Consider the following 25,661-nt stretch of genomic DNA (forward strand, 5'->3'; position numbering starts at 1 on the left):
CTCCGCGCGTGCGCTGGGCGTTGTTGCTCGTCCTGTCGGTGATCTCCGTCGCTGGCTGCTCCGACGAGTCCGAGAGCGGCGGCAGCGGCGGGCAAGGCGGCGCCTCCTGCGCCGGCGACACCTTCAGCGCCGGGCTCCAGAGGACCGGCAAGAGCGGCAAGCTGACGGTCACGCTGGAGTCCGCGGATCCGGCGCCGCCGCAGAAGGGCGACAATCGCTGGACCATCCGCGTGACCGACCCGGCCGGGGCGGCGATCTCGGACGCGACCGTCACGGTCACGCCCTTCATGCCCGAGCACGGGCACGGCACCAGCGTGCAGGCGGTGGTCACCCCGAAGAGCGACGGTCGCTACGAGCTGTTCCCGGTGAACCTCCTGATGCCGGGCAAGTGGGAGATCACGCTCGACGTCGGCCTGCCCGGTGGGCAGAGCGACAGCGTGGTCTACACCTTCTGCGTCGAGGGCTGATCAGTTCGCCTTCGCCACGCTGGAGGTCACACACGCCGCGGGCACCGCGTCGATGGTCTTCTGAAAGCCGAGGGGCGGCGTGGCCGCGGCGCTCGGCGTCCACTCCAGAGCCACGCTCGCCTTGCCGCGGTTCGGCAACAGCTCGAGCCGCTCCACCGCGTCGCGCTCGGCGGCGCCGAGATGTCCGCTCTGGACCAGATCGTCGAGCACGTCGCGGCCGATGGGCTCGATGTGGACGCGCAAGCTGACGCGGTCCGGCGCGCCGGCGATGAGCTCGCTCCCGGCGGGGTAGCGGTGGGAGAGGTGCGTGATGAAGTAGTCGGGGTGCTTGGGGTCGAAGCTGACGGGGCCCGGGATGGTGCTCGGTTCGAGCTCCGCCACCTGCCAGAACATGTGCGCGTCCTTGCCGTCCGCCCCGATCGCTCTGTCGCGCAGCAGCCAGAGCGCGGGATCGGGGTCGCTGGTCACGGCCTCGGTCACGGGCACGTCCCCGCTCTCGTAGAGCAAGCTGCTGCCAGACCAGGCGCCGATCTCGACCCAGACCCGGCGGTCTTGCGCAGCACCGCTCGGGAAATGGTGGCCAGCCGCGACGTTCTCCAGCGTGACGTGCAAGGACGCCACGCCCGGCAGCTGGCGCACACACAGCTCGAAGCGCAGCGTCTGGTCGAGCTCGTGCTCGATCAGCGCCTGCTGCGCCGCGCGCTCCGGGAAGTCGGTGATGGCCCGATCCACTCCGGGCCAGGTGTGGGCGTGTACGCGCCGGAGCGGCACTCCATCGACGTCGGCGGCGACGTCGTCCCGCCCGGTCATGTGGCAGCCGCCGCAGGTCAGGCCGCCCTGGGACGGCGGTCGATTGAACACGGTCCCCTGCCACTCGGCGAAGGTGCGCTCCAGGTGGACCGGCGCCGGCGCCGGTGGTGACGGCAAGACGATGTCGTGGCAGGCGCCGCACAGGCTCGCGCTCTCGAGCGCCTCGCGATCGTGGAGCTTCGAGTACTTCGAGCCGTGCGCGGAATTCCGTGTGGGGTTCGCGATGCCGCCGCGCAGCGTGGTGTCGTTGGCCAGCCGGAGCGGCGCGTTGTGGCTGCCCTGGACCTCGACCACGTTGTGGCAGAAGTAGCAGGTGACGCCCTTGAGCGAGGCGTCGAGCTCGTCCAGGTTCAGGCCGTCCGCGGTCGCGCCCTCGCGCACCGCCATGGGCGCGTGGCAATTGACGCAGAAGGTGCCGAGCGCCCCTTGGGTCTCTTCTTGCCCGCGGCGGTTCATGGCGCGGAACACCGGATCTTCGGCGGCGTAGGCGTGCATGCTGCCGGACCACTCCTGGTAGTGGCGAGAGTGGCAGCCCTTGCAGGTCTCCGGGCTCATGAGCTCGGCACGGCTGAGGGCCTTCTGCGCCACCTCGGCGTCGTCGCCGCAGGCGGCGACCGAGAGCGCGAGGAGCGGGAGCGCCCGCTTCACCGCTCGGCTCCCTGGGCGATCCAGGTGCGGATGGCGCAGCGCTCGCCGCTCGAGAGGGGTTTGCCCGGAGGCATGCTCCAAGCATGACCCGTCGCGTCCAGGCGCACGACCAGCTCGCTGCAGGCGGGATCGCCGGGCACGATTCGGCCTTCGCTGGTGAGCTCGGCAAAAGAGCCATCCGCGTCGGCGAAGGTCAGCCCGCCCTTGTCTCCGGCCGGGCCGTGGCAGCTTCCACCGGAGGTCGCGCACTTCTTGCTCAGGGTCTGGGCGTAGATCTGATCGAACTCCGGCGCGTAGAGCGGCGCGCAGGTCGCGGGCAGATCGCCGAGGCAGGCGGGGCGCGGGTCGGCGTCCTCCGAGCAGCCGACGAGCACGAGCAGGCACGCCAGGCGCTTCACCGCTCACCACACCGGAGTGCGGGGGAAGTCCACGTCGCCGGAGACGTTCGTCTCGATGGCGCTCATCACCGCGAGCGCGGTGCGCTCGCACCAGGGCGGCGCCACGATCTGCACGCCGACCGGCAGCCCCGCGCTCTGCTCGTCGATGCGGCGCGCGAGCCGGCCGAGCTGACCCTTGGCGCGATCGCGCCGCGCTTCGGCGCCGTGGACCCGCGTGACCGGGACCACGCCGGCGACGAAGCCGACGGCGTTCCAGGGTAGGCAATACGACGAAGCGACCAGGAAGTCCGCCGAGAGGCCGTGAGGCAGAGCCGGCGTGGCGTAGGGGGGACAGAGCAGCGCGTCGATGCCGGCGCTGCGCCAGGCCTCGAGCATGACGTGCTTTGCCGCGTCGAGCCGCTCGCACAGGGCTTGATACTCGCCCACGCTCCGCTCGCCGATGCAGGCGATGAGCCGGGCGAGCTCCTTGTCCCCGGAGAGCTCGGCGACCTTGCGCAGCGCCGCGCGCACCGCGCCCGGCGCGCGCACCAGCTTGTGCAGCGAGCGCAGCGACTCCGCGACCTGACCACTGCCGAGGGCCGCCAGCATGGCGTGCCCGCCTTCCGCGCCGAACAGCGCGGCGGTGTCGAAGAACAGCTCGGCGAGTCCCGGCGGCGAGAACGGGACGACCGTCACACCCGCCGCGCGCAGGGCGTCGCTCGCCCGCTCGAGGGCGCCGACCAGCGCGCTCGAGGGGCTCAGGAGCTCGTTGTCCTTGAAGACCCCCACCGACAGGCCGCGCAGGGGCTTGCCAGGCGCGTCCGTGATCGGCGGCACCGCTGGATCCAGGTGAGCGAGCGCGCTCGCGGGCAGCGCTTCGAGCGCGAGCTCCAGATCGCCCACGCTGCGTCCGAGCAGCGAGGTCTGCAGCGCGATCACGGTCTGCCCCGGCAGCGGTCCGCGGGAGCCATGGTTCGGCAGCCGCCCGGGCGTGGGCTTGAGCCCGGCGATGCCGCAGAAGTGCGCCGGCACCCGGGCGCTGCCCCCGAGATCGGTGCCGAAGCCCAAGGGGGAGAGCCCCGCGGCGATGGCCGCCGCTTCGCCGCCGCTCGAGCCGCCGGCGCTGTGGCGTGGGCTGAACGGGTTCGAGGTGCGCCCGAACACGGGGTTGTCGCTCTCGAGCGCGAGCAGCAGCTGGGCGACGTTGGTGCGGCCCAAGATCACGGCGCCGGCGTCGGAAAGCGCGCGCACCATCGCGCTGTCCCTCTCGGCGCGCGCGGCTCGGCGCGCCGGCAATCCGAGCGTGGTCGGGCGGCCTTCGAAGTCGAAGCACTCCTTGATGCTGACCGGTACGCCGTGCAGCGGGCCGCGGCGCTTGCCCGCGAGCCGCTCCTCGTCCGCTTGCGCGGCGGCACGCCGGGCGCTGTCGTGGAACACCTCGGTGAAGGCGGTGATCTCGCGATCCACCTCGGCGATGCGCTCGAGGTGCGCGCCCACGAGCTCCTGGCTCGTGAGCTCGCCTTTGTCCAGGGCCTCGGCCATCTCGCGCACGCTCGCGCGGTGCCACTCGCGGGGCCGCGTCACGATCGACGGTTCGCGCAAGGAATCGGGGGTCTCTGCCACGGCGGGGGGAGGCTAGAGCATTTCGAGCCCCGCGCCGAGCCTGCTCAGTCGGCCGCTGCCGGCGCGTACAGCCAGCGCGACAGCGGCTTCGCCGTGAAGAGCAGGACGGCGCCCGCCACGAACACGCCGAGCGCGACCAGCGCGAGCACTATCAGCTCGGCCTTGGGGAAGCTCCGCGTGACGAACGAGGTCGCGATGGGCACGGCGCCGGACACCACGAACCAGCCGCTCATGACCAGCGTCTGAAAGCGCCGCGGCACGTCGCCGACCACGCGGGCCATCGCGAACGGGCCGACCAGCACCTCCGCCACGCCCAGCGCGCCCTCGGAGATCGCCGCCGCGGCCACGCTGGAGCGCGCCAGCATCAGCGGCACCGCGGCGAGCGCCGCCAGGCAGAGCCCGACCGCCACCACCAAGAGCGCAGGCAGCGCGACGCCCCTGAGATGGAGCAGCGTCAAGATCGGGATCACCAGGAGCGACGTCGCGATCACCATGCCGGGGTTCACCACCGTGACCCACGCCATCGAGGTGCTGCCGGTGGCCGAGAAGCTGGTCGAAGACACGACGGTGAGGAGCGCAGAGTACGGGGCGCCGAGAGCGACCAGGCCTGCGGCGCCGAGCAGGACGCGGCCGGTGCGGAGCGGCTCCGGTGGTGCCGGCTCGCTCCGGCGGGTCAGGAGCCAGGCCACGCCGAGCGCGATGGCGAAGAGCGCCCCGAGCCCGGTCGCGCCCGCCGCGGAAGCGAACCCCGCGCGTGCGCCGAAGGTGGTGGCCAAGAGCCCCGCGGTGCTGCCGGAGCTCAGCGCCGAGGCGTTCAAGACGGCGTACAGCAACACGAACGCCAGCGCGCGGAGCTGCTCCCGCGGGTGCCCGAGCTCCGCCGCCGCGATGGCGAAGCAGGCGGGCTTGGCCAGCCCCTGGCCCATGGCCAAGACGCCGATGCCGAGCCAGACCGCGCCGGGGCTCTGGCCGCCGGCGATCACCAGGTAGCCGAGCGCCGACAGGACGAGGCCGACCACCAGCGGGATCACCGGACCGGTGCCCAGCGCGACGAGCCCACCGGCCACGACCAGGAACGCGTTCAGGGTCGCCTGCGTGGTCATCAGGCTGCCGGTCGTGGAGATCGGCAAGCCGATGTCGCGAAGGTGCAGCCAGAGCACGCTGCGGCTCAGCCAATACGCCCAGCGATCCAGCCCGAGCACGACGGGCAAGAGCGCGAGCGCGAGCACCACCCGCCACAGGTTGAGCGGAGGTCGATCCGGCACGACTCAGTCGAACACGCGCTCGCCGTCCACGACGACGGCTCGCACGGGGTTGTAGCCGAAGGCGTAGCCGAGCCAGCGGTGGTCGGGCACGTCGCACACGATCACGTCGGCGCGCTTGCCGGGCTCCAGGCTGCCGATCTCGCGGCCTCGGCCCAGGGCGTGAGCGGCGTTGATGGTGCAGGCCACCACCGCCTCGCTGGCCGTCATCTTGTTGGTGCGGCAGGCGAGGGCGATGCACATCGGGAGCGACGGCGTGAACGACGAGCCCGGGTTGAAGTCCGTGGCGATGGCCAGCGGGACGCCCGCCTCGATCAGCTTGCGCGCTGGGGCGTGCTCGCTCTGGCCGAGGTGGAAGGCCACGCCCGGCAAGAGCACGCCGACCGGGGGCTCTTCGGCGGCGGCGAGGGCGGCGACGGCGGAAGCGTCCACGTGCTCCAGGTGGTCCACGCTGGTCGCGCCGAGGCGCGCGCCGAGGGCGGCGGCGCCGCTCGCGCTGAACTGCTCGGCGTGGAGCTTGAGGCCGAAGCCGAGCGCCTTGGCGCGCGTCAGGATGCGCTCGGACTCGGCGAGGGTGAAGGCTTCCTTTTCACAGAACACGTCCACGAACTCGGCCAGCGAGCGCTCCTTGACCTCGACCATGAGCTGCTCGAGCAGGGCGAGGTAGTCCTCGCGCCGGGTTTGGTACTCCGGCGGCACCACATGGGCGCCGAGGAAGGTGCTGACGATCTCGAGCGGCAGCTCGCTCGCCACCGCGCGCGCGACCTCCAGCAGCTTGAGCTCGCCGTCGTGGTCCAGGCAGTAGCCGCTCTTGGCCTCCAGCGTGGTGGTGCCGTGCTCCATGCAGGTGGTGGCCCAGCGCAGCGCGTTGGTGGCCAGCGCCCCGATGGCCGAGGCGCGGGTCTTCTTGACCGTGCTCAGGATGCCGCCGCCTTCGCGCAAGATGTCCAGGTAGGGCTTGCCCGCCAAACGCTGCTCCCACTCCGCGGCGCGATCGCCGGCGAACACCAGGTGCGTGTGGCAGTCCACGAAGCCGGGCAGCACGATGCCGCCGGCGGCGTCGAGCACCCGATCGTCGCTCACCCGGTGCTCGCGGCGCAGCCGATCGCTGGCGCCCACGGCCAGGATGCGATCGCCCGCGATGGCCACGGCGCCGTCGCGCACGATGCGCACGACGCCCTGGTCCGCCCCTCGCGCTGGCGCGTCGGAGAAGCCCGCGCAGGTCACGACCTCCGCCGCGTTCACGATCAGGAGATCGGCGTCGGTCATGCGAACGTGTCTCCGTCGTGGCCCCAGAGGTGCGGCTTTGCGTCGGTGAGCTCGATGTAGACGCGGTTCTCCCGCACGCCGAGGGCGAGCGAGAGCGCTCGGGTCACCTTGGCGCTGACGGCGCGCGCGTCGTCAGGCGTCATCGTGCCGATGTTCTTGATCTCCACGTAGCAGCACGGCTCGCTGGTGCCGCCGAAGGTCATCTCCGCCCGCGGCATCAGGCTGGTCATGACCCACTGCTCGGGCTTGGCGAAATGCGCCGAAAGCAGCCGCGACAGCTCGTCCAGCAGGCGTGCGCGCGCCGCCGCGGCCGGGGGCTCCGCGGAGCTCACGATTTGGATCAGGGGCATGGCCCGGCGGAGGCTAGCATGAGCCCGTGACGAACCACCGTGGGATGCTGCTCGGTCTGATCGCGGGCGCTTTCGGGGGCCTCGGGGTCAACGCCTTCGCGCACGACGCCCGTTGGGCCCGCCTGCTCACGGACTACGTCGCGCTGCCGCTGGGCCAGATCTTCCTGCGCCTGTTGTTCATGCTGGTCATCCCGCTGTTGTTCTCGGCGTTGGTGCTCGGGGTCTGCGAGCTGGATCTCAAGCACCTGGGCCGGCTGGGCGGGCGCATGCTCGGCTACACCGTGGTGGTCTCGGCCATCGCCGTGACCATCGGCATCACGCTGGTGAACGTGATCGGACCAGGACGCGGCGTCTCGACGGCCGGGCTGGCCCTGGGCAGCCAGATGGCGACGCTGAAGGCGGCTGCCGCCCCCACGGACACTTCGCCGGTGGCGCTGATCGTCAACCTTTTCCCGGACAACGTGTTCAAGGCGGCGGCCAACGGCGACATGTTGGCGATCATCGCCTTCTCGCTGATCTTCGGCGGCGGGCTGGCGCTCACCAAGACCGAGGGCGCAGAGCGGCTCAAGCAGGTCATCAGCGGCCTCTTCGACGTGAGCATGCGCCTCATCCACGGCGTCCTCCGGCTGGCGCCCCTCGGCGTGTGCGCGCTGATGTTCACGGCGACCTCGCGGCTGGGCTTGGACCTGCTCCGTCTGATCGCGCTCTACGTGGCGGTGGTGCTGCTCGGCCTGGGCCTGCACATGTTCGTGGTCTACTCGCTGTCGGTGCGCTTCTTCGGCGGCATGCGCCCGCTGGTCTTCTTCCGCTCCATCCGGCTGGCGATGGCCACCGCGTTCTCGACGGCGTCCAGCAACGCGTCGCTGCCGGCGGCGCTGGAGGTGGCCGAGACGAACCTGAAGCTGCCGCGCCACGTGAGCCGCTTCGTGCTGACCGCGGGCAGCAGCATGAACCAGAACGGCACGGCGCTCTTCGAGGGAGTCACCGTGCTGTTTTTGGCGCAGGTCTACGGCGTGGAGCTGAGCTTCGGCCAGCAGGTCTTGGTGGTCGTCGTCTGCATCCTGGCCGGCATCGGCACCGCCGGCGTGCCCGCGGGCTCCTTGCCCGTGATCGCGATGATCCTCGGGATGCTGAAGGTGCCCGTGGAGGGCATCGGCTTGATCCTCGGCGTGGACCGCTTCCTCGACATGTGCCGGACGACGCTGAACGTCACGGGTGATCTGGCGGCGGCGGTGTTCGTGGCGCGGGGGGAGTCAGAGGTCGAGGACCAAACGTAGCTTCTCGTCGAGGCGCGCCAGGGTGCCGGCGCGCAGCCGGCCTACTCTGCCGGCTGCCAGGCGGTCGAGCAGCGTGACCTGGAGCTGAGTCGGGACCGCGACGTGGTCCTCTTCAGCGCCAGCTTCCGCGGCGGAGACGCGGACCGCGAGGGAGGGGGGAGCCGCGTTGGGATCCGTGTCGAGCGGCACGACCAGGGTCGTCGGCAGCGCCGAGTTCAGCGGATCTGCCTGGATCACCACCACGCGTTCGCCGGAGCGTTCGCTGCCGAAGCCCAACCGGCGCTTTACGCGCAGGACGTCTCCGCGCTCAGCCATTGACGCGCTCGAGGGCTTCCGCGATCTTGATCATGCGGGCGCGGATCTCCGGCGTCATCTCCGCGGAGACCCGCTCGTAGAACTCGGCGCGCTCGGCCATGCCCAGGCCGCGCAGGAAGAGCTCCCGCGCCACTTCTGTCTCGGTTCGGCCCAGCCGCTTGGCGACGGCCTTGAGCCGCTTGCGCGCTTCCTCGGGCACGTTGAGATTGATGCGTTCCAGGGCCATCCTGATCGAGGATATGATGGAGGATGCCACCGAGGATGTCAACGGTCCCGCGAGGCCCTTGCCGGCTGCTCGGGGTCGCGCCACCATCGCGCGATGCGAGCTCTCTCTGGCCTGCTCTGGCTCGCGCTCGGCTGCAATCAGAGCCCGGGCGCGGCCCCTGCGGCGGAGCCGGCGCCGCCTCGCCCCGCGCCCACGACCAGCAGCGCACCGGCGCCTCCGGCGAGCGCGGCGAGCGACTGCGTCGAGAGCTGCGTCGAGCGCCGCCAGATGCAAGCCATCAGTCCGCAGCAGATCGAGGCGGACTGCCGCGCCGAGTGCGAGAAGAAGTGACCCTGACCCAAGCAGCTCTCGAGCGCGAGAACGCTGCCCTCCGGCAGGCGGTGGACCTCCTGCACCGCGTGAGCAACCTGGTGCGGCAGTCGCTCGAGCTCGAGCCGACCTGCTACGCGCTCTTGACCGGGGTCACCGCCGGAGTGGGCCTGGGCTTCAACCGGGCGATGCTGTTCTTCGCCGACGATCGCGATCGCTCCGCGCTGCGCGGCGTCGCCGCAGTGGGCCCGGCGGATCGGGACGAGGCCGACCGCATCTGGAAGTCCATCGAGAGCGACGCCCCGGATCTCGACACGCTCTACCAGGCCGGGCTCCGTCAGCGCGCCGAGCGGAGCGCGCTCGATCGGCGCGTGCGCGCGCTCTCGGTGCCGATCGGCGGGGACACGCCCATCGCGCTGGCGCTGCGGCGCACGGCGCTGGTGCAGGGCGAAGGCACCGACGATCTGGGCGGGCTCCTGCACCTACCCACCGCGGTGGCGGCACCGCTCCGGGGGGCGGAGAGCGTGCGCGGCGTACTCTACGCCGACAACTGCTACACCGAACGCCCGCTGGACGAGGCGGCGGAGCTGGTGCTCTCGCTGATCGCCGATCAGGCCGGGCGCGCCATCGAGCACGCGCACCACTACGAGGAGCTGGCGATGCGCGCGCGGCTCGACGCGCTGACCGGGCTCGAGCACCACGGGCGCATGATGGAGGCCCTCGACACGGCGCTGGGCGGCGAGCCCGATGCGCCCTTCGGCCTGGCCATGATCGATCTCGACGACTTCAAGCGTGTCAACGACGGCTACGGACACCTGGCCGGCGACGCCCTGCTGTGCGGGCTCGGCGAGCGGCTGCGCTCGGTGTTGCGCTCGGGGGAGCGCCCCTATCGCTACGGTGGCGAGGAGTTCGCCGTGCTCCTGCCGGGGGCGCACGCCGGGGATCTGCACGCCATCGGCGAGCGGCTGCGCCGGGCCGTCGCCGACTCGCCCTGCGCCATCGACGCCGAGCGCAGCCTGACCGCCACCTGCTCGGTGGGGGTCGCGGCGAGGGAGCCCGGCGACTCTTCCGAGGCGCTGATCGACCGCGCCGACCAGGCGCTGCTCGCGGCGAAGGCGGCGGGGAAGAACCGGGTGGTGGTGGCGGGCCTGCTCGACGTCGTCCGGGAGTGGGAGGGCGAGCAGGGCGCCTTGAGCGAGGCGGAGCTCCGCGCCGCACGGCGGAGGCAGCGCCCGTGAGCGAGGTCGCCTTGGATACTCAGGGGATCACGACACCTTTCGCCTTCGCCGTGGCGATCGCCTCCGGATAACCCGCGATGGCGTGGCGCGCGACGCCGATGCCGGGATCGACGGTGAGCACGCGGTTCAAGCGCTCGGCGCGCTCCTTGGTGCCGTCGGCGACGATCACCATCCCGGCGTGGAGCGAGTTGCCGATGCCGACGCCGCCGCCGTGGTGGAAGCTGACCCAGGAGGCGCCCGAGGCGGTGTTCAGCGCGAAGTTCAGCAGCGCCCAGTCGGCGATGGCGTCGGAGCCGTCCTTCATCGCCTCGGTCTCGCGATCCGGCGAGGCCACGGAGCCGCAATCCAAGTGATCGCGGCCGATGGCGACGGGCGCGCTGACCTTGCCGTCGTGGATCAGCCGGTTCATCGCCTCGCCGAACTTCGCGCGGTCACCGTAGCCGAGCCAGCAGATGCGCGTGGGCAGGGCCAAGAAGGGCACGCGCTCGCTGGCCAGGCGCACCCAGCGGCGGAGGCCCTCGTCTTCCGGGAACACGCGCAAGAGCTCCTCGTCGAGCACGTGGATGTCCTTCGGATCGCCGGAGAGCGCGGCCCAGCGGAAGGGGCCCATGCCCTGCGAGAAGAGCGGGCGGATGTAGGCCGGGACGAAGCCCGGGTACTTCCAGGCGCCGTCGTCGGCGCGCACGCTGACGCCGGCGAGCTCGGCCTGGGCGCGCAAGTTGTTGCCGTAGTCGAAGGCGATGGCGCCGCGAGCCTGCATCTCCAGGATGGCCGTGACGTGTTTGGCGATCGCTGCGAGCGAGCGCCGGTGGTACTCGGCGAGATCCTTGCCTCGCAGCACTTCGAGCTCCGCTAGGTCGCCCTCGGGCACGTAGGCGCCCAGATCGTGCGCGGGGGTCTGATCGGTGACCATGTCCGGGATCACGTTGCGGCGCACCAGCTCCGGGTAGATTTCGGCGGCGTTGCCCACCAGGCCGATGGAGAGGCCGCACCCGGCGCGCTTGGCCTCATCCGCCCAGGCCAGGGCCTCGTCGAGCGAGCGCGTCATCTTGTCGCAGTAGCCCTCGGCCACCTTGCGCTCGACCCGCTCGGCGCGGACCTCGACGTCGATCACGACGCCTTCGTTCATGGTGACGGCCATCGGCTGCGCGCCGCTCATGCCGCCGAGGCCTGCGGTCAGGATCAGCTTGCCCTTCAGGCTGGGCACTCCGTAGTGCTTCTCGGCCGCGGCCAGGAAGGTCTGATACGTGCCCTGCAAGATGCCCTGCGTCCCGATGTAGATCCAGGAGCCGGCCGTCATCTGCCCGTACATGGTCAGCCCCATGCGATCGAGCCGATCGAAGCTCGCTTGCGTCGCCCACTTCGGCACCAGGTTGCTGTTGGCGATGAGCACCCGCGGGGCGTGCTCGTGGGTCTTCGCGACGTAGACCGCGCGGCCGGACTGAACGCACAGCGTCTCGTCCGGCGCGAGCCGATCGAGGATGCCGGTGAGCTTGTCGTACTCGTGCCAGTTGCGCGCCGCGCGTCCGCTGCCGCCGTAGACGACCAGGTGCTCCCAGTCCACGGCGTTCGCGGGGTCGAGGTTGTTCATCAGCATCCGCTTGGCGGCCTCGGCGTCCCAGCTCCGCGCCGTGCGGGCGGTGCCCCTCGGCGCGCGGGGCGGCGCGGCCGGCTGGGCGGCCATGTGAAGCGGCCGTCCGTGGCTCGAGAGCTCACCCTCGATGTCGCAGGCGCAGCCGTACTTCGCGTGCTCGTGCTCGACGATCTCCCGATCCAGCATGGGCGCGGAGCATAATCCGCTGGCCCCGCCGTGGGCGTGATAGTGTCCTCTGTCGCTTCAGCCATGGCCGAGGACGACGCATCGGGCTCGAAAAAACCGCCCAAGCCGGCAGGCCGCTCCGTGCCGCCGCCTCCCCGCAAGGTCGTGCCCCCGCCCGCACCGCCGGGCTCGAACCCCAAGGCCGCGGTACCTCCGCCGCCGCAGCGACGCCCCGCCGGTCCGCCTCCCAAGGAACCGGTGCGCGTCGCGCCGCCGCCGGTCGCGGTCGGCAGCGCCACCGAGACCCCGAAGCCCCAGGTGCGCGCGCAGCCGAAGTCGATTCCGCCGCCGCTGCCGCAGTCGCCGCCACCGCCGGCCGCCGTGCACCTGAAGACCGACGCGGGCATCGGCACTCAGCGCCCGAGCGAAGCGCCGCTCTGGGCGCAGCGCACGCTCAAGAAGCTGGAGGCCGATCTCGCGCGCGAGCGCGATCCGCTGCGCGTCGGGCGCCTGCACTACGAGGTCGCGCGCCTGTACGAGGCGCCGCTCGGCGATCTCACCAACGCCGCGGATCACTACCAGAAGGCGTACGCCACCTGTCCGGATCACCTGCCCACGCTGCGCGGCGCGCGGCGCGTGCTCTGCGCGAAGAAGAGCTTCCAGGCGGCGCTGCCGCTGTTCGACGCCGAGGCGCGCTACCTCGCCGAGCCCGTGCTCAAGGCGCAGCTGTTCTACGAGAAGGGTCGCATCCTGGAGGATCACCTGGCGCAGCGCCGGGAAGCGCGGGACGCCTACGCCGCCGCCGCCGATCTCGACGGGCAGAACGCGGCCTACTTGAAGGCGCTGGAGCGGGTGGACACCCAGGCCAAATCCTGGGACGCCCTCGACAAGACCCTGGAGCGCTCCGCGAACGCCGTCGCCAGCGACTCCCGGCACCGCGCGGCCCTGATCGTCGAGCGCGCCCGGCTGGTCGAGACCCGGAAGGGCGACAGCCGCACCGCCACCGAGCTCTACAACGAGGCGCTGGGCTTCGATCCGCGGGCGCCCGCCGCGCTCGAGGCGCTGAAGCGCCTGCACTACGCGCACCAGCGCTGGCGCGATCTCACCTTCGTGCTCGCGCGCGAGGCCGAGCAGGCCAGCGATCCCAACGTGCGGGCCATGGCTTATTACCGCATGGGCCGCGTGCTCAGCGACCGCCTCGGGCACCTGGACGAAGGGCTCAGCGCCTTCGAGCGCGCGGCCTCGGAGCTGCCCGGCGAGCCGATGGTGCTCGAGGAGCTCGCGCGTCTGTACGAGCTGGGCAAGCGCTGGGACTCGCTGACCGGCGTGCTGGAGCGGCTCGCCGAGCTGGCGCGGTCGGACAACGAGAAGGTCGGCATCCAGCACCGCATCGGTCAGCTGGCCGAGGAGCGCCTGAACGACGAGACCCGGGCCATCACCTGGTTCTCGAGCGCGCTCAAGCTCGACCCCACCTACCTGCCGGCGCTCCAGGCGCTCGGCAAGATCTACACGCGGCGGCAGCAATGGGCGGAGCTCATCGGCATGCACCTGGCGGAGGCCGGCGCGACCGCGGACGCCGCGCGCAAGGCCAGCTCCCACGCGCGGGTCGCGGCCATCTACGAGGAGCGCCTCGGCAACGTCGAGCACGCCGCCCAGCACCACGCCCGCGCGCTCGGGCTCTTGCCGGGCTACGCCCCGAGCTTCAAGGCCCTGTCCCGCATCTACCAGCAGGCCGGCAAGTGGCGCGAGCTGGTCGAGCTGTTCGAGCGCGTGGTGGACGACGCCAAGGACGCCGAGACCAAGATCACCTACCTGTTCAAGATCGGGCGCGCCTGGGAAGACGCCCTCGGCTCGCCGGTCCACGCCCTGGGTGCCTACAAGCGCGTGCTCGACGTCTCGCCCAACCACTTCGGCGGCATCCACGCGGCGCAGCGCGCAGCGGAGCGGGCTGGACGCTACAAGGAGCTGGTCTGGGCGCTGGAGCTCGAGGCCGAGAAGGTGAACGACAAGCGCCAGGCGGTGATGCTCTACCACCGCGCCGGCGAGGTGCTCGAGGACTGCCTCGACGACCTGGAAGGCGCGCTCGCGCGCTACCGGCGCGTGGTGGAGCTCGACAAGGGCTACCAGCCCGCGCTGAGCAGCCTGGGACGCCTGTATTACCAGGCGGGGCGCTGGGAAGATCTGCTCGACACCTACAAGCGTGAGCTCGAGGTAGCCGGCAAGGGCCCGGCGGCCGCGGCGCTGCTCTACAAGATGGGCGAGCTCAGCGAGGAGCGCATCGGTCGCGACGACGACGCGATGGGGTATTACCGGCGCGCCATCGACGCCGATCCGTTCCACCGGCCGGCGCTGCACGCCCTGGGTCGCAAGCTGGCGGAGCGCGGCCAGTGGGCGGAGCTGGTGAAGCTGATCGAGCTCGAGCTGTCCGGGCTGAAAGACCCTGCTGAGCGCGCGCGCAGCGCCTTCCACCTCGGCGAGGTCTACGAGAACCGGCTGTCGCAGCCCGAGCGGGCGCTTCAGGCCTATGAGCAGGCGCTCCTCTCGGTGCCGGAGTTCCGGCCGGCCTCGGACGGCCGAGCCCGGCTGCTCACGCTGGCCAAGGAGTACAAGAAGCTCGGCGAAGATCTGTCGCGTGAGATCACCAGCGCGCGGGACCCCGTCGTGGCGATGGTCGCGCTGTTCCGGCAGGGCGAGCTCTACCGCGACGAGCTCAACGACCCGCGGCGCGCCATCGAGGCCTTCGAGGCCGTGCTCTCGCGGGATCCTTCGCACTTGGGCGCGCTGCTCGCGCTCGAGCCGCTGTACGCCGAGATCGGCGCCTGGGAGGCGCTGGCCCGCGTCTTCGCCACCGAGGCGCGGGTGCTCTCCGACGTCGGCGCACGGGTGGCGGCGCTCAAGGAGCTGGCGCGACTGGAGGAGACTCGAGGCGTCGGCAAGCCGGAGGAGCTCCGGGCGGCGTACATCGCCGTGCTCCAGCTCTCGCCCTCGGATCCCGGGGCGCTCGCGGCGCTGGAGCGGGTGGCGCTCGGGGCGGGGGACTCGCAGCTCTTGACCCACGTGGACGCGAAGCTCGGCGCCACCTTGTCCTCGCCGGCGCTGGCGGCGGTCCACCAGACGCGGCTGGCGGAGGCGCTGGAGGCGCTCGGCGATCCGAGCGCGCTCGAGACCTTCCGCGCGGCGCTGGCCCGCGACCGCGACAACCTCGCGGCCGCGCTCGGCGTCACGCGCATCGCGGAGCAGAGCGAAGATCCAGGGCTGCTCGGCGAGGCAGCGGATCTGGCCTTCCGCGTGCTCGCCGACAAGGCGCTCGGCGCGGGCCTGCTGGTACGGGCGTCGCAGGCGTTGATGAAGATCTCCGACGTCGAGGGCGCGGTGATGGCGCTGGAGGCGGCGCTCGAGAAGCACCCGGACAGCGCCGAGGCCGCGGCCGAGCTCCGCCGCCTCTTGATTGGCCGCCGCGAGGTCGATCGGCTGTTCGACACGCTCTGCCAAGCGGCGCAGTGGGCCCAGGACCGGGAGCGCATGGCGTCGCTGTGGCTGGACGTTTCGGAGCTGCTCGCGGACGAGAAGAAGGACGTGCCCGCGGCCATCGCAGCGCTCTGCCGGACGCTCGAACACCTGCCGCGGCACGTGCCGACGCTGATGCGGCTCGGCGACCTCTACACCCGCGACAAGCAGTGGGCCGAAGCCGTGGACCGGCTGAAGCAGGCGCTCGCGGCCGGGCCGCCGCCGGAGATAGAAATCGCCGCGCACCTGATGCTGTCCCGCATCCTGAAAGACGAGCTCGGGGACGAGGCCCGGGCGCTCGCGAGCCTGGAGCGCGTGCTGATCCTGGACGCCAAGAACCGCGAGGCCCTATCGCGCGTGCTCGAGATCCAGATGCGCCGGGGACAGATGAGCGAGGCCGCGAACACCGCGGCGGAGCTGGTCGCGGTGGCCTCTTCGAACAAGGAGCGAGCCGACACGCTGGCGCTGCTCGCGCGCCTGAACCGCCAGAACAAGAACCTGGACGCCGCGGCGAACGCCTTCGAGCAGGCGGTGAGCATGGTCGGCACCGAGGGCACCATCGCCGCGGAGTTCAAGGACCTGTTGCTCGAGCAGAAGCTGCTCGGCGAGGATCCGCGCTGGGACTACTACATCGGCGCGCTCAGCGGTTACTCGGACATGCAGAGCGACCCGCGGAAGCGCTCCAGCATCCAGCTCGAAATCGCGCAGGTACTCGCCGACGAGATGGAGATACCGGATCGCGCGCTGCACACCCTGCAACGCGCGCTCGCCGCGGATCCCGACAGCACGCCGCTCCGTACCGAGCTCTCGAAGCGGCTCAAGCTGGCCGGCCATTACCCGCAGGCGTTGATCGAGCTGCGGCGCCTGCTCGAGGTGGACGTCACCAAGGTCGAGACCTGGAGCGCCATCCTGGAGTGCTTCCAGGCCATGCAGCGCACGGAAGAAGCGCAGCTGGCCATGGCTCCGCTGGTCGCGCTCGGCTTCGCCAGCGATCTGGAGCGCGCCACCGTGTCGTCGCGCCTGCCCCGCTTCGCGCACTCGCGCCCGCAGTCCTTCGACGAGACGGCGTTCCGCGGCGTGGACGCGCGCGGCGTGGATCCGGCGCTCGCCGTCCTCGCGGCCATCGCCGAGGGGCTCGGCAAGGTCTACCCGCCCGAGCTCGATCGCTACGGCCTGGGGAGCCGTGACCGCATCACCAGCCGCTCGGGGCACCCGCTGAAGCAGCTGGCGGACCGTGTCGCGAGCGTGTTCGGTCCGCTCGAGTTCGACATCTACCTGCACCGCGCACACCAGGGCGGGCTCGAGATCGAGCTCACGGATCCGCCGTCGCTCCTCGTGCCCGCGCACGTGCAGAGCCTGCGCGAGCCCGAGCAGGTGTTCCTGTTCGCGCGACCGCTGGCGCTCTTGGCGCGGGGCGGACACGCCCTGGGGCGGCTGGCCCCGGCGGAGATCGCGCTGCTCGTGATCGCGGCTTGCCGCGTCCTCGATCCGAGCTTCGGCGCCGGCGTCTCCGACGAAGACTTCCTCCAGCAGCAGGCGAAGCGCGTGCAGAAGGCGATCTCGCGCCGGTCCCGGCGCACGCTCGAGGAGGTGGCGCCCGCGTTCATGAGCGCGCCGCGCCCGGACTGGGAGCAGTGGGCGTTCGAGCACAAGAAGACGGCCGCCCGAGCCGCCGCGCTCCTGGCCGACGAGCTGCCGTCGAGCATCGCGCTGGTGCGGCGCATGGAGGGCGACCTGGCCGGCCTGCGCGGCGCGGCGCTGGCCCAGGGCATCGCGCTGACGCACGATCTCCTGCGCTTCTGGGTGAGCGACGCGGCCTTCGCGCTCAGGCGCAGGATCGGGCTGCTCTAGCCTGGGCTGGAGTCGAGCTGAGCTTGCAGTAGCGCCCGGCGCGGCTCGCGACTACGACGCCCGGGTGATGAAACCGAGCGCCATCGTCCTCGCCATCGTCCTCGCCAGCGGCTGCGCGTCGCCGCCCCTCGAAGAGCCCCGCACGCCCCCGCCGCCCAGCGCGGCGCCCGCGCCGGTCAGCGTGAGTCAGGTGCCGGCGCAGGCGACGGCTGCCGCACCGGCGGAGGCCGCCGCCGGCGGCCAGCTCGTGCTCGACGGCGTGCCGGCGGTGCCGGACGCGCTGCGCGGGCGGCTCGGCCGCTACCTGGAGACGCGGGTGGCCTCCCTCGGGGCGCTCTCGGACGACGGGCGATCGATGCTGGTGACCACGCGCTTCGGCCAGACCGCCCAGACCCACTGGGTCCGGCAGCCCCTCGGCGCGCGCACCCAGCTCACCTTCAACGCGGAGCCCGTGAGCCGCCCCACCTTCGCGCCGGGGCAGACCGACGCCATCCTCTTCACCAGCGACAGCGGCGGCAACGAGCAGTACCAGCTGCACCGCCAGGATCTGAAGACCGGCGAGACCACCCGGCTCACCAACGGCAAGAGCCGGAACGAGGCCTACGTCTGGTCCTGGCAGGGCGACCGCGTCGCGTTCTCGAGCAACGCGCGCAACGGCCGCGACATCGACATCTGGCTCAGCGACGGCAAGAGCGCCGAGAGCGCCAAGCTGCTGCTCGAGCGCAGCGGGCACTGGGTGCCCCTCGAGTTCTCCCGCGACGGCAAGAAGCTGCTCCTGATCGAGTACATCTCGATCAACGACTCGCGCGTCCACCTGGCGGACATCGAGTCGAAGACGGTGACGCGCATCGGACCGGAGACGCCGCTGGCGGCGTATCGCGCCGCGACGCTGGACGCGAGCGGCAAGCGCCTCTGGCTGACGAGCGATCGGGAAGGGGAGTTCACCGAGCTCTACGAGGTGGATCTGACCAAGCCCGAGTCGGCCTGGAAGCCCCTGAGCCGCCACATCAAGTGGAACGTCGAAGGGCTCGCGCTCTCGCCGGACGGCCGGACGCTGGCGTTCACGGTCAACGAGGACGGCCTCTCGGTGCTGCGCCTGCTCGACACCGCCACGCGCAAGGACCGCGTGGTGCCGGGCGTGCCCAAGGGCGTGATCTCGGGCCTCGGCTTCGCGCGCAAGGCCAACGTGCTCGGCTTCACCTTCGCCAGCGCGACCAGCCCCGGCGACGCCTTCAGCTACGACGTTGGCCGCGGCAAGCTCGAGCGCTGGACCGAGAGCGAGATCGGCGGCTTGCCGCGGAGCCGCTTCGTCGAGCCGTCGCTGGTGCGCTTCCCGAGCTTCGACGGTCGCTCGATCCCGGCCTTCTACTACGCGGCCAAGGCCGACGGCCCGCGCCCGGTCGTGGTCTGGATCCACGGCGGACCGGAGGCGCAGGCGCGGCCGGAGTTCTCGCCGCTGATCCAGTACCTGGTCACCCAGAGCAAGGTCAGCGTGCTGGTGCCCAACGTGCGCGGCTCCGACGGCTACGGCAAGACCTACCTCTTGCTCGACAACGCCGAAAAACGCGAGGACAGCGTCAAGGACATCGGCGCGTTGCTCGACTGGGTGGGCAAGCAGCCGGAGCTCGACCCGAAGCGCGTGGCGGTGCTGGGCGGCTCTTACGGCGGCTACATGGTGCTGGCCTCGCTCACGCACTTCCCCGAGCGCATCGTGGCCGGCGTGGACGTGGTGGGCATCAGCAACTTCGTCACCTTCCTCGAGAACACCAGCGCCTACCGCCGCGATCTGCGGCGCGCGGAGTACGGCGACGAGCGCGACAAGAAGATGCGCGAGCTGCTCCAGCGGATTTCGCCCACGACCAACGTGGGCAAGATCCGGAGCGCGCTGTTCGTGGCCCACGGTCAGAACGACCCGCGGGTGCCGGCCTCCGAGGCCGAGCAGATCGTCAAGGCCGTGCGCAAGACCGGCAAGGACGTCTGGTACATGCTGGCCAAGAACGAGGGCCACGGCTTCACCAAGAAGGAGAACCGCGACACCTTCTCCCTCTTGACGGTGATGTTCCTGGAAAAGCACCTCGGGGCCGCGGCGAAGTGAAGCCGCGGCTGCGCCCCATCGAGCCGCGGGACGACGCGGCTTTGGCCGCCGTGATCCGCGAGGTGATGCCCAGCTTCGGCGCCAAGGGCGAGGGCTTCGCCATCAACGATCCCGAGGTGGATTTCATGAGCCGCGCCTACTCGGGCGAGCGCGCGTGCTACTGGGTGGCCGAGCAGGACGGGCGGCTGGTGGGCGGTGGCGGCTTCGCGCCCCTCGAGGGCGGTGCGCCCGACACCTGCGAGCTGCGCAAGATGTACTTCTTGCCGGAGGCACGCGGTCACGGCGTGGGACGCGAGCTCTTGGAGCTCTGCCTCGCCGAGGCGAAGCGTCGTGGCTTTCGGCGCTGCTACCTGGAGACCCTGGAGAACATGACCGCTGCGCGGCACTTGTACGAGCGGCACGGCTTCGCTCGGCTCGCCAGACCGGAGGGTCACACCGGCCACTTCGGCTGCGACGCCTGGTACGCGCGGGACCTGTGACCCTCACGCCCAGACGAACAGCGCGGTCGCGCCGAGCGCCAGTCCCCAGGCCAGGAGCGACGTGAAGCGGCCGCGCCGGCGCACGCGCTCGCGCTCGAGCGGCGACACGATGGGCTCGACACCCTCGTCCGTCTCGCGCAGACCGCGCGAGGCCTTGTAGCTTCAGGTGCCGTACAGGCCCTGAAGGAAGCCGTTCGCTGCCATGTAGAACGGCACCACCAGGAGCAGGCGAGCGGCCCAGGGGACCCCCAGCTTGGCCAAGATCACCGCGCTGATCAGCGCCACGGCGACGGTGACGACTCCGTAGCGCAGACCCCGGGCGCTGCAGGCCGGGCTCAGGTTGGCCGTGGCTTCCGAAGCCATCGAGTACTAAGTCTAGCGCGCCGCTCCCGCGGCGGAAGTGGCCCCGTGACCGAGCCCGTACCCCGACGCGCCGCGCTCAGCTCCTTCATCGACGTGCGCGCGGGGGAGGGCAGGCCGCTGCTCTCGGCCACCGCCACGCTGTTCGGGCTGGTCGCGGCCCACAGCCTGCTCGAGACGGCGCGCGACGCGCTGTTCCTCGGCCAGCTCCCGGCCAGCCGTTTGCCGCTCGTGTACCTGGTGGTCGCGCTGGTGGGCGTCGGGCTGACGGATCTCAACGCGCGCTTCATCCGGCGCTTCGGTCGCAGGAACGCCTTGGTCGTCACCACCACCTTGCTCTCGCTCGGGACGGCCTGGCTGCACTTCCGACCCGTCACGCCGGGCCTCGCCTTCGGGCTCTACGTCTGGAGCGCCCTCGCCGGATCGCTCGGCGTGGTGCAGTTCTGGCTCCTGGCCGGCGAGGTCTTCACCTCGGCCCAGAGCAAGCGCTTCTTCCCGGTCGTCTCCGCCGGCGGCGTGCTCGGGGCGGTGGTCGGCTCGGCGCTGGCGGTGCTCTTGCTGTGGCTGCTGCCCGTCGGCAGCTTGCTCTTGGCGGCGGCCGCGCTCTCGCTCGGCACGGCGTTCTTGGCCGCGTCGAGCTCCGAGCCGGAGGCCCTGGCGCCGCGCCAGCGCGCTCCGGCGCCGGCGCTCGGTGGCAGCGTCGGGCTCCTCCTCCACGATGGCTACGTGCGTCGCGTGGCGCTCTTGGTCGTGAGCTCGACCCTGGCGCTGCTCACGCTCGACTACCTGTTCAAGAGCGCGGCCGCGGCGGCCTTGCCGAAGCAGGAGCTCGGCCCGTTCTTCGCGCGCTACTACGGCGCACTCAACACCGCGGCGCTTGTGGTGCAGCTCCTGGTCGCCGGGCGCATCGTGCGCCGCTTCGGCATCGCGGCGGCGCTCGCGGTGCTGCCGGTTTGCCTGGCGCTCGGCGCGGCGGGCCTGGTGGTCCTGGGCGGCGCCTTCGCGCTCCTGCTCTTGACCAAAGGCGCGGACGGGGCGCTGCGGCACTCGGTCCACCGCGTGGGCGTGGAGCTCACCTACCTGCCGATGGACCCGGAGCTGCGCGACCGCGCCAAGCCCCTGATCGACTCGGTGATCGGGCGCGTGGCGCAGGCGCTCGGCGCCGGCGGGCTGTTCTTGCTGGCGACCTACGGCCTCGGTAGCCCGACCGTGCTCGGCGCGCTGGTCGCCGCGCTGTCCCTGGTCTGGCTGGTGGCGGCGCTGGCGATTCGACGCCCGTACCTCGACCTGTTCCGGCAGTCCCTGGGCCGCGGCTCGGGTTACGCGGAGCTGTCGCTCAGCGACCTGGATCTGGGCTCGGCTCAGACCGTGATCGAGGCGCTCTCGAGCCCGGAGCCGGCGCGCGCGTTGGCGGCGATGAACCTGCTCGCGGACGCGGAGCGCACGCGGCTCATCCCTGCGCTCATCCTGTACCACGACCAGGAAGAGGTGCTGCTCCGCGCGCTCGAGGTCGTCCCGGACGCGACCCGGGAGGACTGGGTGCCGCTCGCGCGTCGCTTGCTCGAGCATTCCTCCGAGCGCGTGGCGACACGGGCGGCGCGGGCGCTGGGGCGCCATGGCAGGTTGCCGGAGGTCGCCGCAGCCATCGGCCCCCTGCGGGCGTACCTGGCGGTGGGCCGCCTCGGGCGCGATCGCTCGGCCGACCCAGCCGCAGATCCCGAGCTCACCGCGATGATCGCCGGCACCACGCCGGCGTGTCACGGCGCCCGCCTGGCGCTCGCCGACGCGATCGCCGACGCCAAGGACCCGAGGTTCTCGCCGGTAGTGGAGCGGCTCGCCCGCGACGCCGATGGGGAGGTCGCCGAGGCTGCGCTCGGTGCGCTCGCATCCCTGGGAAGTGACGAGAGCATTCCGTTTCTGATCGAGACCCTCGCCGACCCACGGCGGCGGGCGGCCGCGCGGCAAGCGCTGGTGCGCTTCGGCGATCGAGCCCTCGAGGCGCTCGGGATCGCGCTCACCGACGGGCGCTTCACCGAGCGCGTGCGTCGAGAGATCCCGCGAGCGATCGGCGAGCTCGGCAGCGAGCGCGCCGCGGGCTTGCTCTCCGACGCGCTGGTCGGCGAGCTGCCCGGGCTCGTGCGCTACCGCGTGTTGCGCGCGCTCGGCCGCTTGGTCCGACGACACGGCGTGCGCGTCCCGCGGGAGCGGCTCGAGCCGGAGCTGCTCAGAAACCTGGAAGAGAGCCTGCGCCTGGCCGCCCTCGCGCTGGTGTTCGAGGAGAGCGGCCCACCGCCAGAGCGCGCGCGGCCGAGCGATCGGCTCTTGCGCGGCTTGATCGCGGACAAGCAGCGCCAGGCGCGGGAGCGCGCCTTCCGCATCCTGCAGATGCTGTACCGGAGCGAGGATCTGCGCAGTGTGTACTTCGCGCTCGAGTCTTCGGACAAACGCGTGCGCGCCAACGCTCTCGAGCTGGTCGACGCGCTGATCCTGCGCGCCAGCGAAGAGCTTCGCGATCTGCTCAGCTGGGTGGTGGACGACCTCTCGCTCCGCGAGCGCGTCGAGCGCTCGGAGGCGCGACTACCCGGTAGGCCGCGAACCCTGGACGCGGCGCTCGGCGTGATGCTCGGGGACTCCGACGACGCGCTGGCGACCCTCGCCGCCTACCACGTGCGCGCCCTTGCCGTGACCGACCTCGACGACGAGGCCGCGGAGGTGTTCAGCCAGCGCCGCTGGATGCCCCTCGACGCCGACGCCTCGGCGTTGTTCGGAGGCCGCAGCAATGAGTGACTCCGCGGTCGAGCGCCTCGAACGCTCGCTGTTCATGCGCACGCTGTTCGGCAGCCAGAGCGGCCCGAGCGTGGAGCAGGTGGTGGCGCTGATGAGCGACGTCTACTTCGATGCCGGCCAGACCGTGTACCGGAAGGGCGAAGCAAGCCGCGAGATCTACTTCATCGTCAAGGGGCAGGTCGTGCTCGAGGCCGAGGGGCTCGCGCCCTGGACCTTCGGCGCCCGCGACGGCATCGGCTTCCAGGACGCGATGCAAGACAGCGCCCACACCCGCACCGCCCGCGCACTGAGCGCGGTGCACGCGCTGGCCTTCTCCGTCGAGGACTGGTTCGACGTGCTCGAGGGCAACCCCGAGCTCGGCCGCGGCGCGGTGATGGGCCACGCGCGGGCGGTGTCCCGGATGATCGACGAGCTCGGCTTCGATGCCGCCTTCGCGCCGCCCGGCCCCGGCGAGCCCGCCGACCTCGGCCGCCCGCCGGGGCTGGTGGACCGCATGCTCATGCTGACCGACGCGCCGCTCCTCGCGCGCGCCGGCATTCAAGCCGTGGCCGTGCTGGCGCGCCTCGGCCGCCCGCGTCTGATCCGCCAGGGCGGCCTTCTGCACAAGCAGGGCGAGGCTCGCACCAGCCTCTGCCTGGTCGGCCAGGGAGAGCTCCAGCTGGCGCGCGAAGGAGAGCCCGCCGTCGGTCGGTTCGGCCCCGGCAGCGTGGCGGGGAGCCTGGGCATGCTCGCGCGGCCGCGCCACGACGCGACGCTCTCGGCCGCGACGGACGCCGTCGTGCTCGAGCTCGACGACGACGACTTCTTCGAGGCGATGGACGATCACTTCGATCTGGCGCGGGCCGTCTTCGCCTACATGGCGAAGGAACGCGGCCGGCTCATGGAGCTCATCGCCCGCCGGCGCGCGCTCAGCAGCTGAAGACCTGCCACTCGAAGATGACCGGGTTCGAGCCCTGGCCGGTGTTGGAGGTGTGGACGCCGTAGATGCGGAGCTTGGTGGTGCTGACCGCGGTGGTCAGCGTGTGGCTCCAGTCGTTGGTCTGGCCCGAGACCGTGCCGGCGCCGACCCAGGAAGCGCCGTTCCAGTATTGGATCGTGCCGCCCGCCAGGTTCCGGCCGCTGGAGACGCCGCAGGTGCTCGCGCTCGCCGGGACGGTGTCGATGCTGATGCGCTTGACGGTCACGCTGCTCGGCCAGTCGAGCTGGATGTAGGCCGAGCCCGGCGAGCTGCCGGCGTCCACCCAGTGGAACTTCTCGGTGTTGCAGGAGGCCTCCAGGTAGCCGTCGTTCATCTTGTTCGGGCCGACGTTGAAGCTCACCTGACCGCTGGACCCCGCTGGGCTCGAGAGCGCCGTGGCCGTGAGCGCGACGTTGGTGGACGGATTGCAGCTCGACACGCAGCTGCCGCCCTGGCAGGTCTGGCTGGCGGAGCAGGCGTTGCCGCAGGCGCCGCAGTTGCTCGCGTCGGTGCTGGTGTTGACGCAGCTGTTGCCGCACTTGGTCTGGCCGCTGGGGCAGACCAGCGTGCAGGCGCTGTTCTGACAAACCTGGCCCGTCGGGCACTTGTTCGAGCAAACGCCGCAGTTGTTGGCGTCGTTCTTGGTGTCGACGCAGGTCGTGCCGCACTTGGTCTGGCCAGTGGGGCAGACCAAGGTGCAGACCCCGGAGAGGCAGGTGAGGCCGGAGCCGCAGGCGTTGCCGCAGCTGCCGCAGTTGTTCGGATCCACCTGCATGTCCACGCAGGCGTTGTTGCAGTTGGTCGTGCCGCCGCTGCAGATGAGCGTGCACTTGCTGCTCACGCAGCCCTGCCCGGTCGTACACGCCGTGCCGCAGGCGCCGCAGTTGGCTGGGTCCTTGGTCAGATCGGCGCACTTGCTACCGCACTTGGTCAGGCCGCCGGAGCAGACCAGCCCGCACGTGCCGCTCTGGCACGCCTCGCCGCTCGCGCACGCGTTGGCGCAAGCCCCGCAGTTCTGCGGATCCACCGCCGTGTCCACGCACTTGCCGCCACAGTTCGTCGAGCCACCGGAGCAGACCACGCCGCACTGCCCCTGCGAGCAGACTTCACCCGTCGCGCAGGCGTTGCCACAGGTGCCGCAGTTCTGCGGATCCACCTGGAGGTCGGCGCACTTGCCCGACTGGCCCCAGCTCGAGCAGTTCGTCGTTCCACCCAGGCACTCGCTCGCGCACTGGCCGATGGTGCACATCTCACCGGCGGCGCAGATGTTGCCGCAGGTCCCGCAGTTCGCCGGGTCGGTCTGTAGATCGGCGCACTTGCCGTCGCAGTTGGTGGTGCCGCCTGAGCAGAAGCCGCCACACACACCCTGCGAGCAGACCTGACTGCTCGGGCAGAGGTTGTCGCAAACACCGCAGTGACTCGGGTTCGCCATGGGGTCGATGCAGGCGCTCCTGCACTGGATGTTCGGCGGCTGGCACTGCCCCGTCCCGCCGCCGGAGCCGCCGAAGGAGCCCCCGCCAATTCCGCCGACGTCCTCGCTGCTGCCCGTGGCGCAGCCCAAGGTGGCAGAGCCCAAGACCAAGAGACACGCCCCGATCCGCCGAAGGAAGCCCATGGATCCCAGATTCTAGAGCATTTTGGCGGGCTCGGCCGGGGAGCAGAATTTTCAGCCTGCCCGGGGCCGGCTTCGGCGA

20 protein-coding genes are annotated in these 25,661 nt (G+C 71.5%); 9 read left to right on the forward strand and 11 right to left on the reverse strand.

Annotated features, from left to right (window positions below):
- Positions 1 to 8: 8 nt before the first annotated feature.
- Positions 9 to 467: a FixH family protein gene (locus HS104_08950; GenBank protein ID MBE7480097.1), complete on the forward strand. Its 459-nt coding sequence runs from the start codon at positions 9 to 11 to the stop codon at positions 465 to 467.
- Here HS104_08950 and HS104_08955 read toward each other — a convergent pair whose 3' ends face one another.
- From HS104_08955 to HS104_08980, 6 genes are read right to left on the reverse strand one after another with little or no spacing between them, the layout of a single operon-like run.
- Positions 468 to 1,925 (reverse strand): hypothetical protein, encoded by a 1,458-nt coding sequence (locus HS104_08955; protein MBE7480098.1) that lies wholly within the window; start codon positions 1,923 to 1,925, stop codon positions 468 to 470.
- A complete protein-coding gene (locus HS104_08960; GenBank protein MBE7480099.1) occupies positions 1,922 to 2,323 on the reverse strand; it encodes a hypothetical protein in 402 nt (133 codons plus the stop codon). Before HS104_08960 ends, HS104_08955 begins: the two co-directional genes overlap by 4 nt.
- Positions 2,324 to 2,326: 3 nt before the next feature.
- Positions 2,327 to 3,925, reverse strand: a complete 1,599-nt coding sequence (locus HS104_08965) for an amidase (GenBank protein MBE7480100.1) — start codon at positions 3,923 to 3,925, stop codon at positions 2,327 to 2,329.
- Between the two features lie 44 nt (positions 3,926 to 3,969).
- Positions 3,970 to 5,190 carry a hypothetical protein gene (locus tag HS104_08970; protein ID MBE7480101.1) on the reverse strand — a complete coding sequence of 407 codons (1,221 nt, stop codon included), beginning with the start codon at positions 5,188 to 5,190 and terminating at the stop codon, positions 3,970 to 3,972.
- Positions 5,191 to 5,193: 3 nt separating this feature from the next.
- Positions 5,194 to 6,456 carry an imidazolonepropionase gene (locus HS104_08975; GenBank protein MBE7480102.1) on the reverse strand — a complete coding sequence of 421 codons (1,263 nt, stop codon included), beginning with the start codon at positions 6,454 to 6,456 and terminating at the stop codon, positions 5,194 to 5,196.
- Positions 6,453 to 6,806, reverse strand: a complete 354-nt coding sequence (locus HS104_08980) for a hypothetical protein (protein MBE7480103.1) — start codon at positions 6,804 to 6,806, stop codon at positions 6,453 to 6,455. The genes HS104_08975 and HS104_08980 overlap by 4 nt, the downstream gene beginning before the upstream one ends.
- A 26-nt stretch (positions 6,807 to 6,832) precedes the next feature.
- On the opposite strand from HS104_08980, the gene HS104_08985 reads away from it, so the two are divergent.
- Complete coding sequence (locus HS104_08985) at positions 6,833 to 8,083, forward strand: dicarboxylate/amino acid:cation symporter (GenBank protein MBE7480104.1); 1,251 nt, start codon at positions 6,833 to 6,835, stop codon at positions 8,081 to 8,083.
- Here the strand turns inward: HS104_08985 and HS104_08990 are convergent.
- Both HS104_08990 and HS104_08995 read right to left on the reverse strand, forming a co-directional pair.
- Positions 8,060 to 8,398 (reverse strand): type II toxin-antitoxin system PemK/MazF family toxin, encoded by a 339-nt coding sequence (locus tag HS104_08990; protein MBE7480105.1) that lies wholly within the window; start codon positions 8,396 to 8,398, stop codon positions 8,060 to 8,062. The genes HS104_08985 and HS104_08990 overlap by 24 nt on opposite strands.
- A complete protein-coding gene (locus HS104_08995) occupies positions 8,391 to 8,624 on the reverse strand; it encodes a hypothetical protein (protein ID MBE7480106.1) in 234 nt (77 codons plus the stop codon). Before HS104_08995 ends, HS104_08990 begins: the two co-directional genes overlap by 8 nt.
- Before the next feature lie 93 nt (positions 8,625 to 8,717).
- Between HS104_08995 and HS104_09000 the strand changes: the two genes are divergently transcribed.
- Both HS104_09000 and HS104_09005 read left to right on the forward strand, forming a co-directional pair.
- Entirely contained in the window at positions 8,718 to 8,954 is a 237-nt protein-coding gene (locus HS104_09000; GenBank protein MBE7480107.1) for a hypothetical protein, read from the forward strand.
- The gene (locus tag HS104_09005) at positions 8,951 to 10,171 is read left to right on the forward strand and encodes a sensor domain-containing diguanylate cyclase (protein ID MBE7480108.1); all 1,221 of its coding nucleotides are present in this window, start codon (positions 8,951 to 8,953) and stop codon (positions 10,169 to 10,171) included. The genes HS104_09000 and HS104_09005 overlap by 4 nt, the downstream gene beginning before the upstream one ends.
- Positions 10,172 to 10,190: 19 nt before the next feature.
- On the opposite strand, the gene hutU is transcribed toward HS104_09005, so the two are convergent.
- Positions 10,191 to 11,855, reverse strand: coding sequence for a urocanate hydratase (hutU, locus tag HS104_09010; GenBank protein MBE7480109.1), 1,665 nt, complete (start codon positions 11,853 to 11,855; stop codon positions 10,191 to 10,193).
- Positions 11,856 to 12,014: 159 nt separating this feature from the next.
- On the opposite strand from hutU, the gene HS104_09015 reads away from it, so the two are divergent.
- From HS104_09015 to HS104_09025, 3 genes are all read left to right on the forward strand, one after another.
- The gene (locus HS104_09015) at positions 12,015 to 17,288 is read left to right on the forward strand and encodes a tetratricopeptide repeat protein (GenBank protein ID MBE7480110.1); all 5,274 of its coding nucleotides are present in this window, start codon (positions 12,015 to 12,017) and stop codon (positions 17,286 to 17,288) included.
- Positions 17,289 to 17,355: 67 nt separating this feature from the next.
- A complete protein-coding gene (locus tag HS104_09020) occupies positions 17,356 to 19,383 on the forward strand; it encodes a S9 family peptidase (GenBank protein ID MBE7480111.1) in 2,028 nt (675 codons plus the stop codon).
- A gap of 65 nt (positions 19,384 to 19,448) precedes the next feature.
- Positions 19,449 to 19,862: a GNAT family N-acetyltransferase gene (locus HS104_09025; protein ID MBE7480112.1), complete on the forward strand. Its 414-nt coding sequence runs from the start codon at positions 19,449 to 19,451 to the stop codon at positions 19,860 to 19,862.
- A 162-nt stretch (positions 19,863 to 20,024) separates the two neighbouring features.
- On the opposite strand, the gene HS104_09030 is transcribed toward HS104_09025, so the two are convergent.
- A complete protein-coding gene (locus tag HS104_09030) occupies positions 20,025 to 20,225 on the reverse strand; it encodes a hypothetical protein (GenBank protein MBE7480113.1) in 201 nt (66 codons plus the stop codon).
- Positions 20,226 to 20,270: 45 nt separating this feature from the next.
- On the opposite strand from HS104_09030, the gene HS104_09035 reads away from it, so the two are divergent.
- Both HS104_09035 and HS104_09040 read left to right on the forward strand, forming a co-directional pair.
- Positions 20,271 to 23,009: a HEAT repeat domain-containing protein gene (locus tag HS104_09035; protein MBE7480114.1), complete on the forward strand. Its 2,739-nt coding sequence runs from the start codon at positions 20,271 to 20,273 to the stop codon at positions 23,007 to 23,009.
- Positions 23,002 to 23,928 (forward strand): cyclic nucleotide-binding domain-containing protein, encoded by a 927-nt coding sequence (locus tag HS104_09040; protein MBE7480115.1) that lies wholly within the window; start codon positions 23,002 to 23,004, stop codon positions 23,926 to 23,928. Before HS104_09035 ends, HS104_09040 begins: the two co-directional genes overlap by 8 nt.
- Here the strand turns inward: HS104_09040 and HS104_09045 are convergent.
- Positions 23,918 to 25,582, reverse strand: a complete 1,665-nt coding sequence (locus HS104_09045; protein ID MBE7480116.1) for a hypothetical protein — start codon at positions 25,580 to 25,582, stop codon at positions 23,918 to 23,920. The two genes, HS104_09040 and HS104_09045, sit on opposite strands and share 11 nt — an antisense overlap.
- Positions 25,583 to 25,661 lie beyond the last annotated feature (79 nt).

This window comes from Polyangiaceae bacterium (genome assembly GCA_015075635.1).
Lineage (GTDB): Bacteria > Myxococcota_A > Polyangia > Polyangiales > Polyangiaceae > JADJKB01.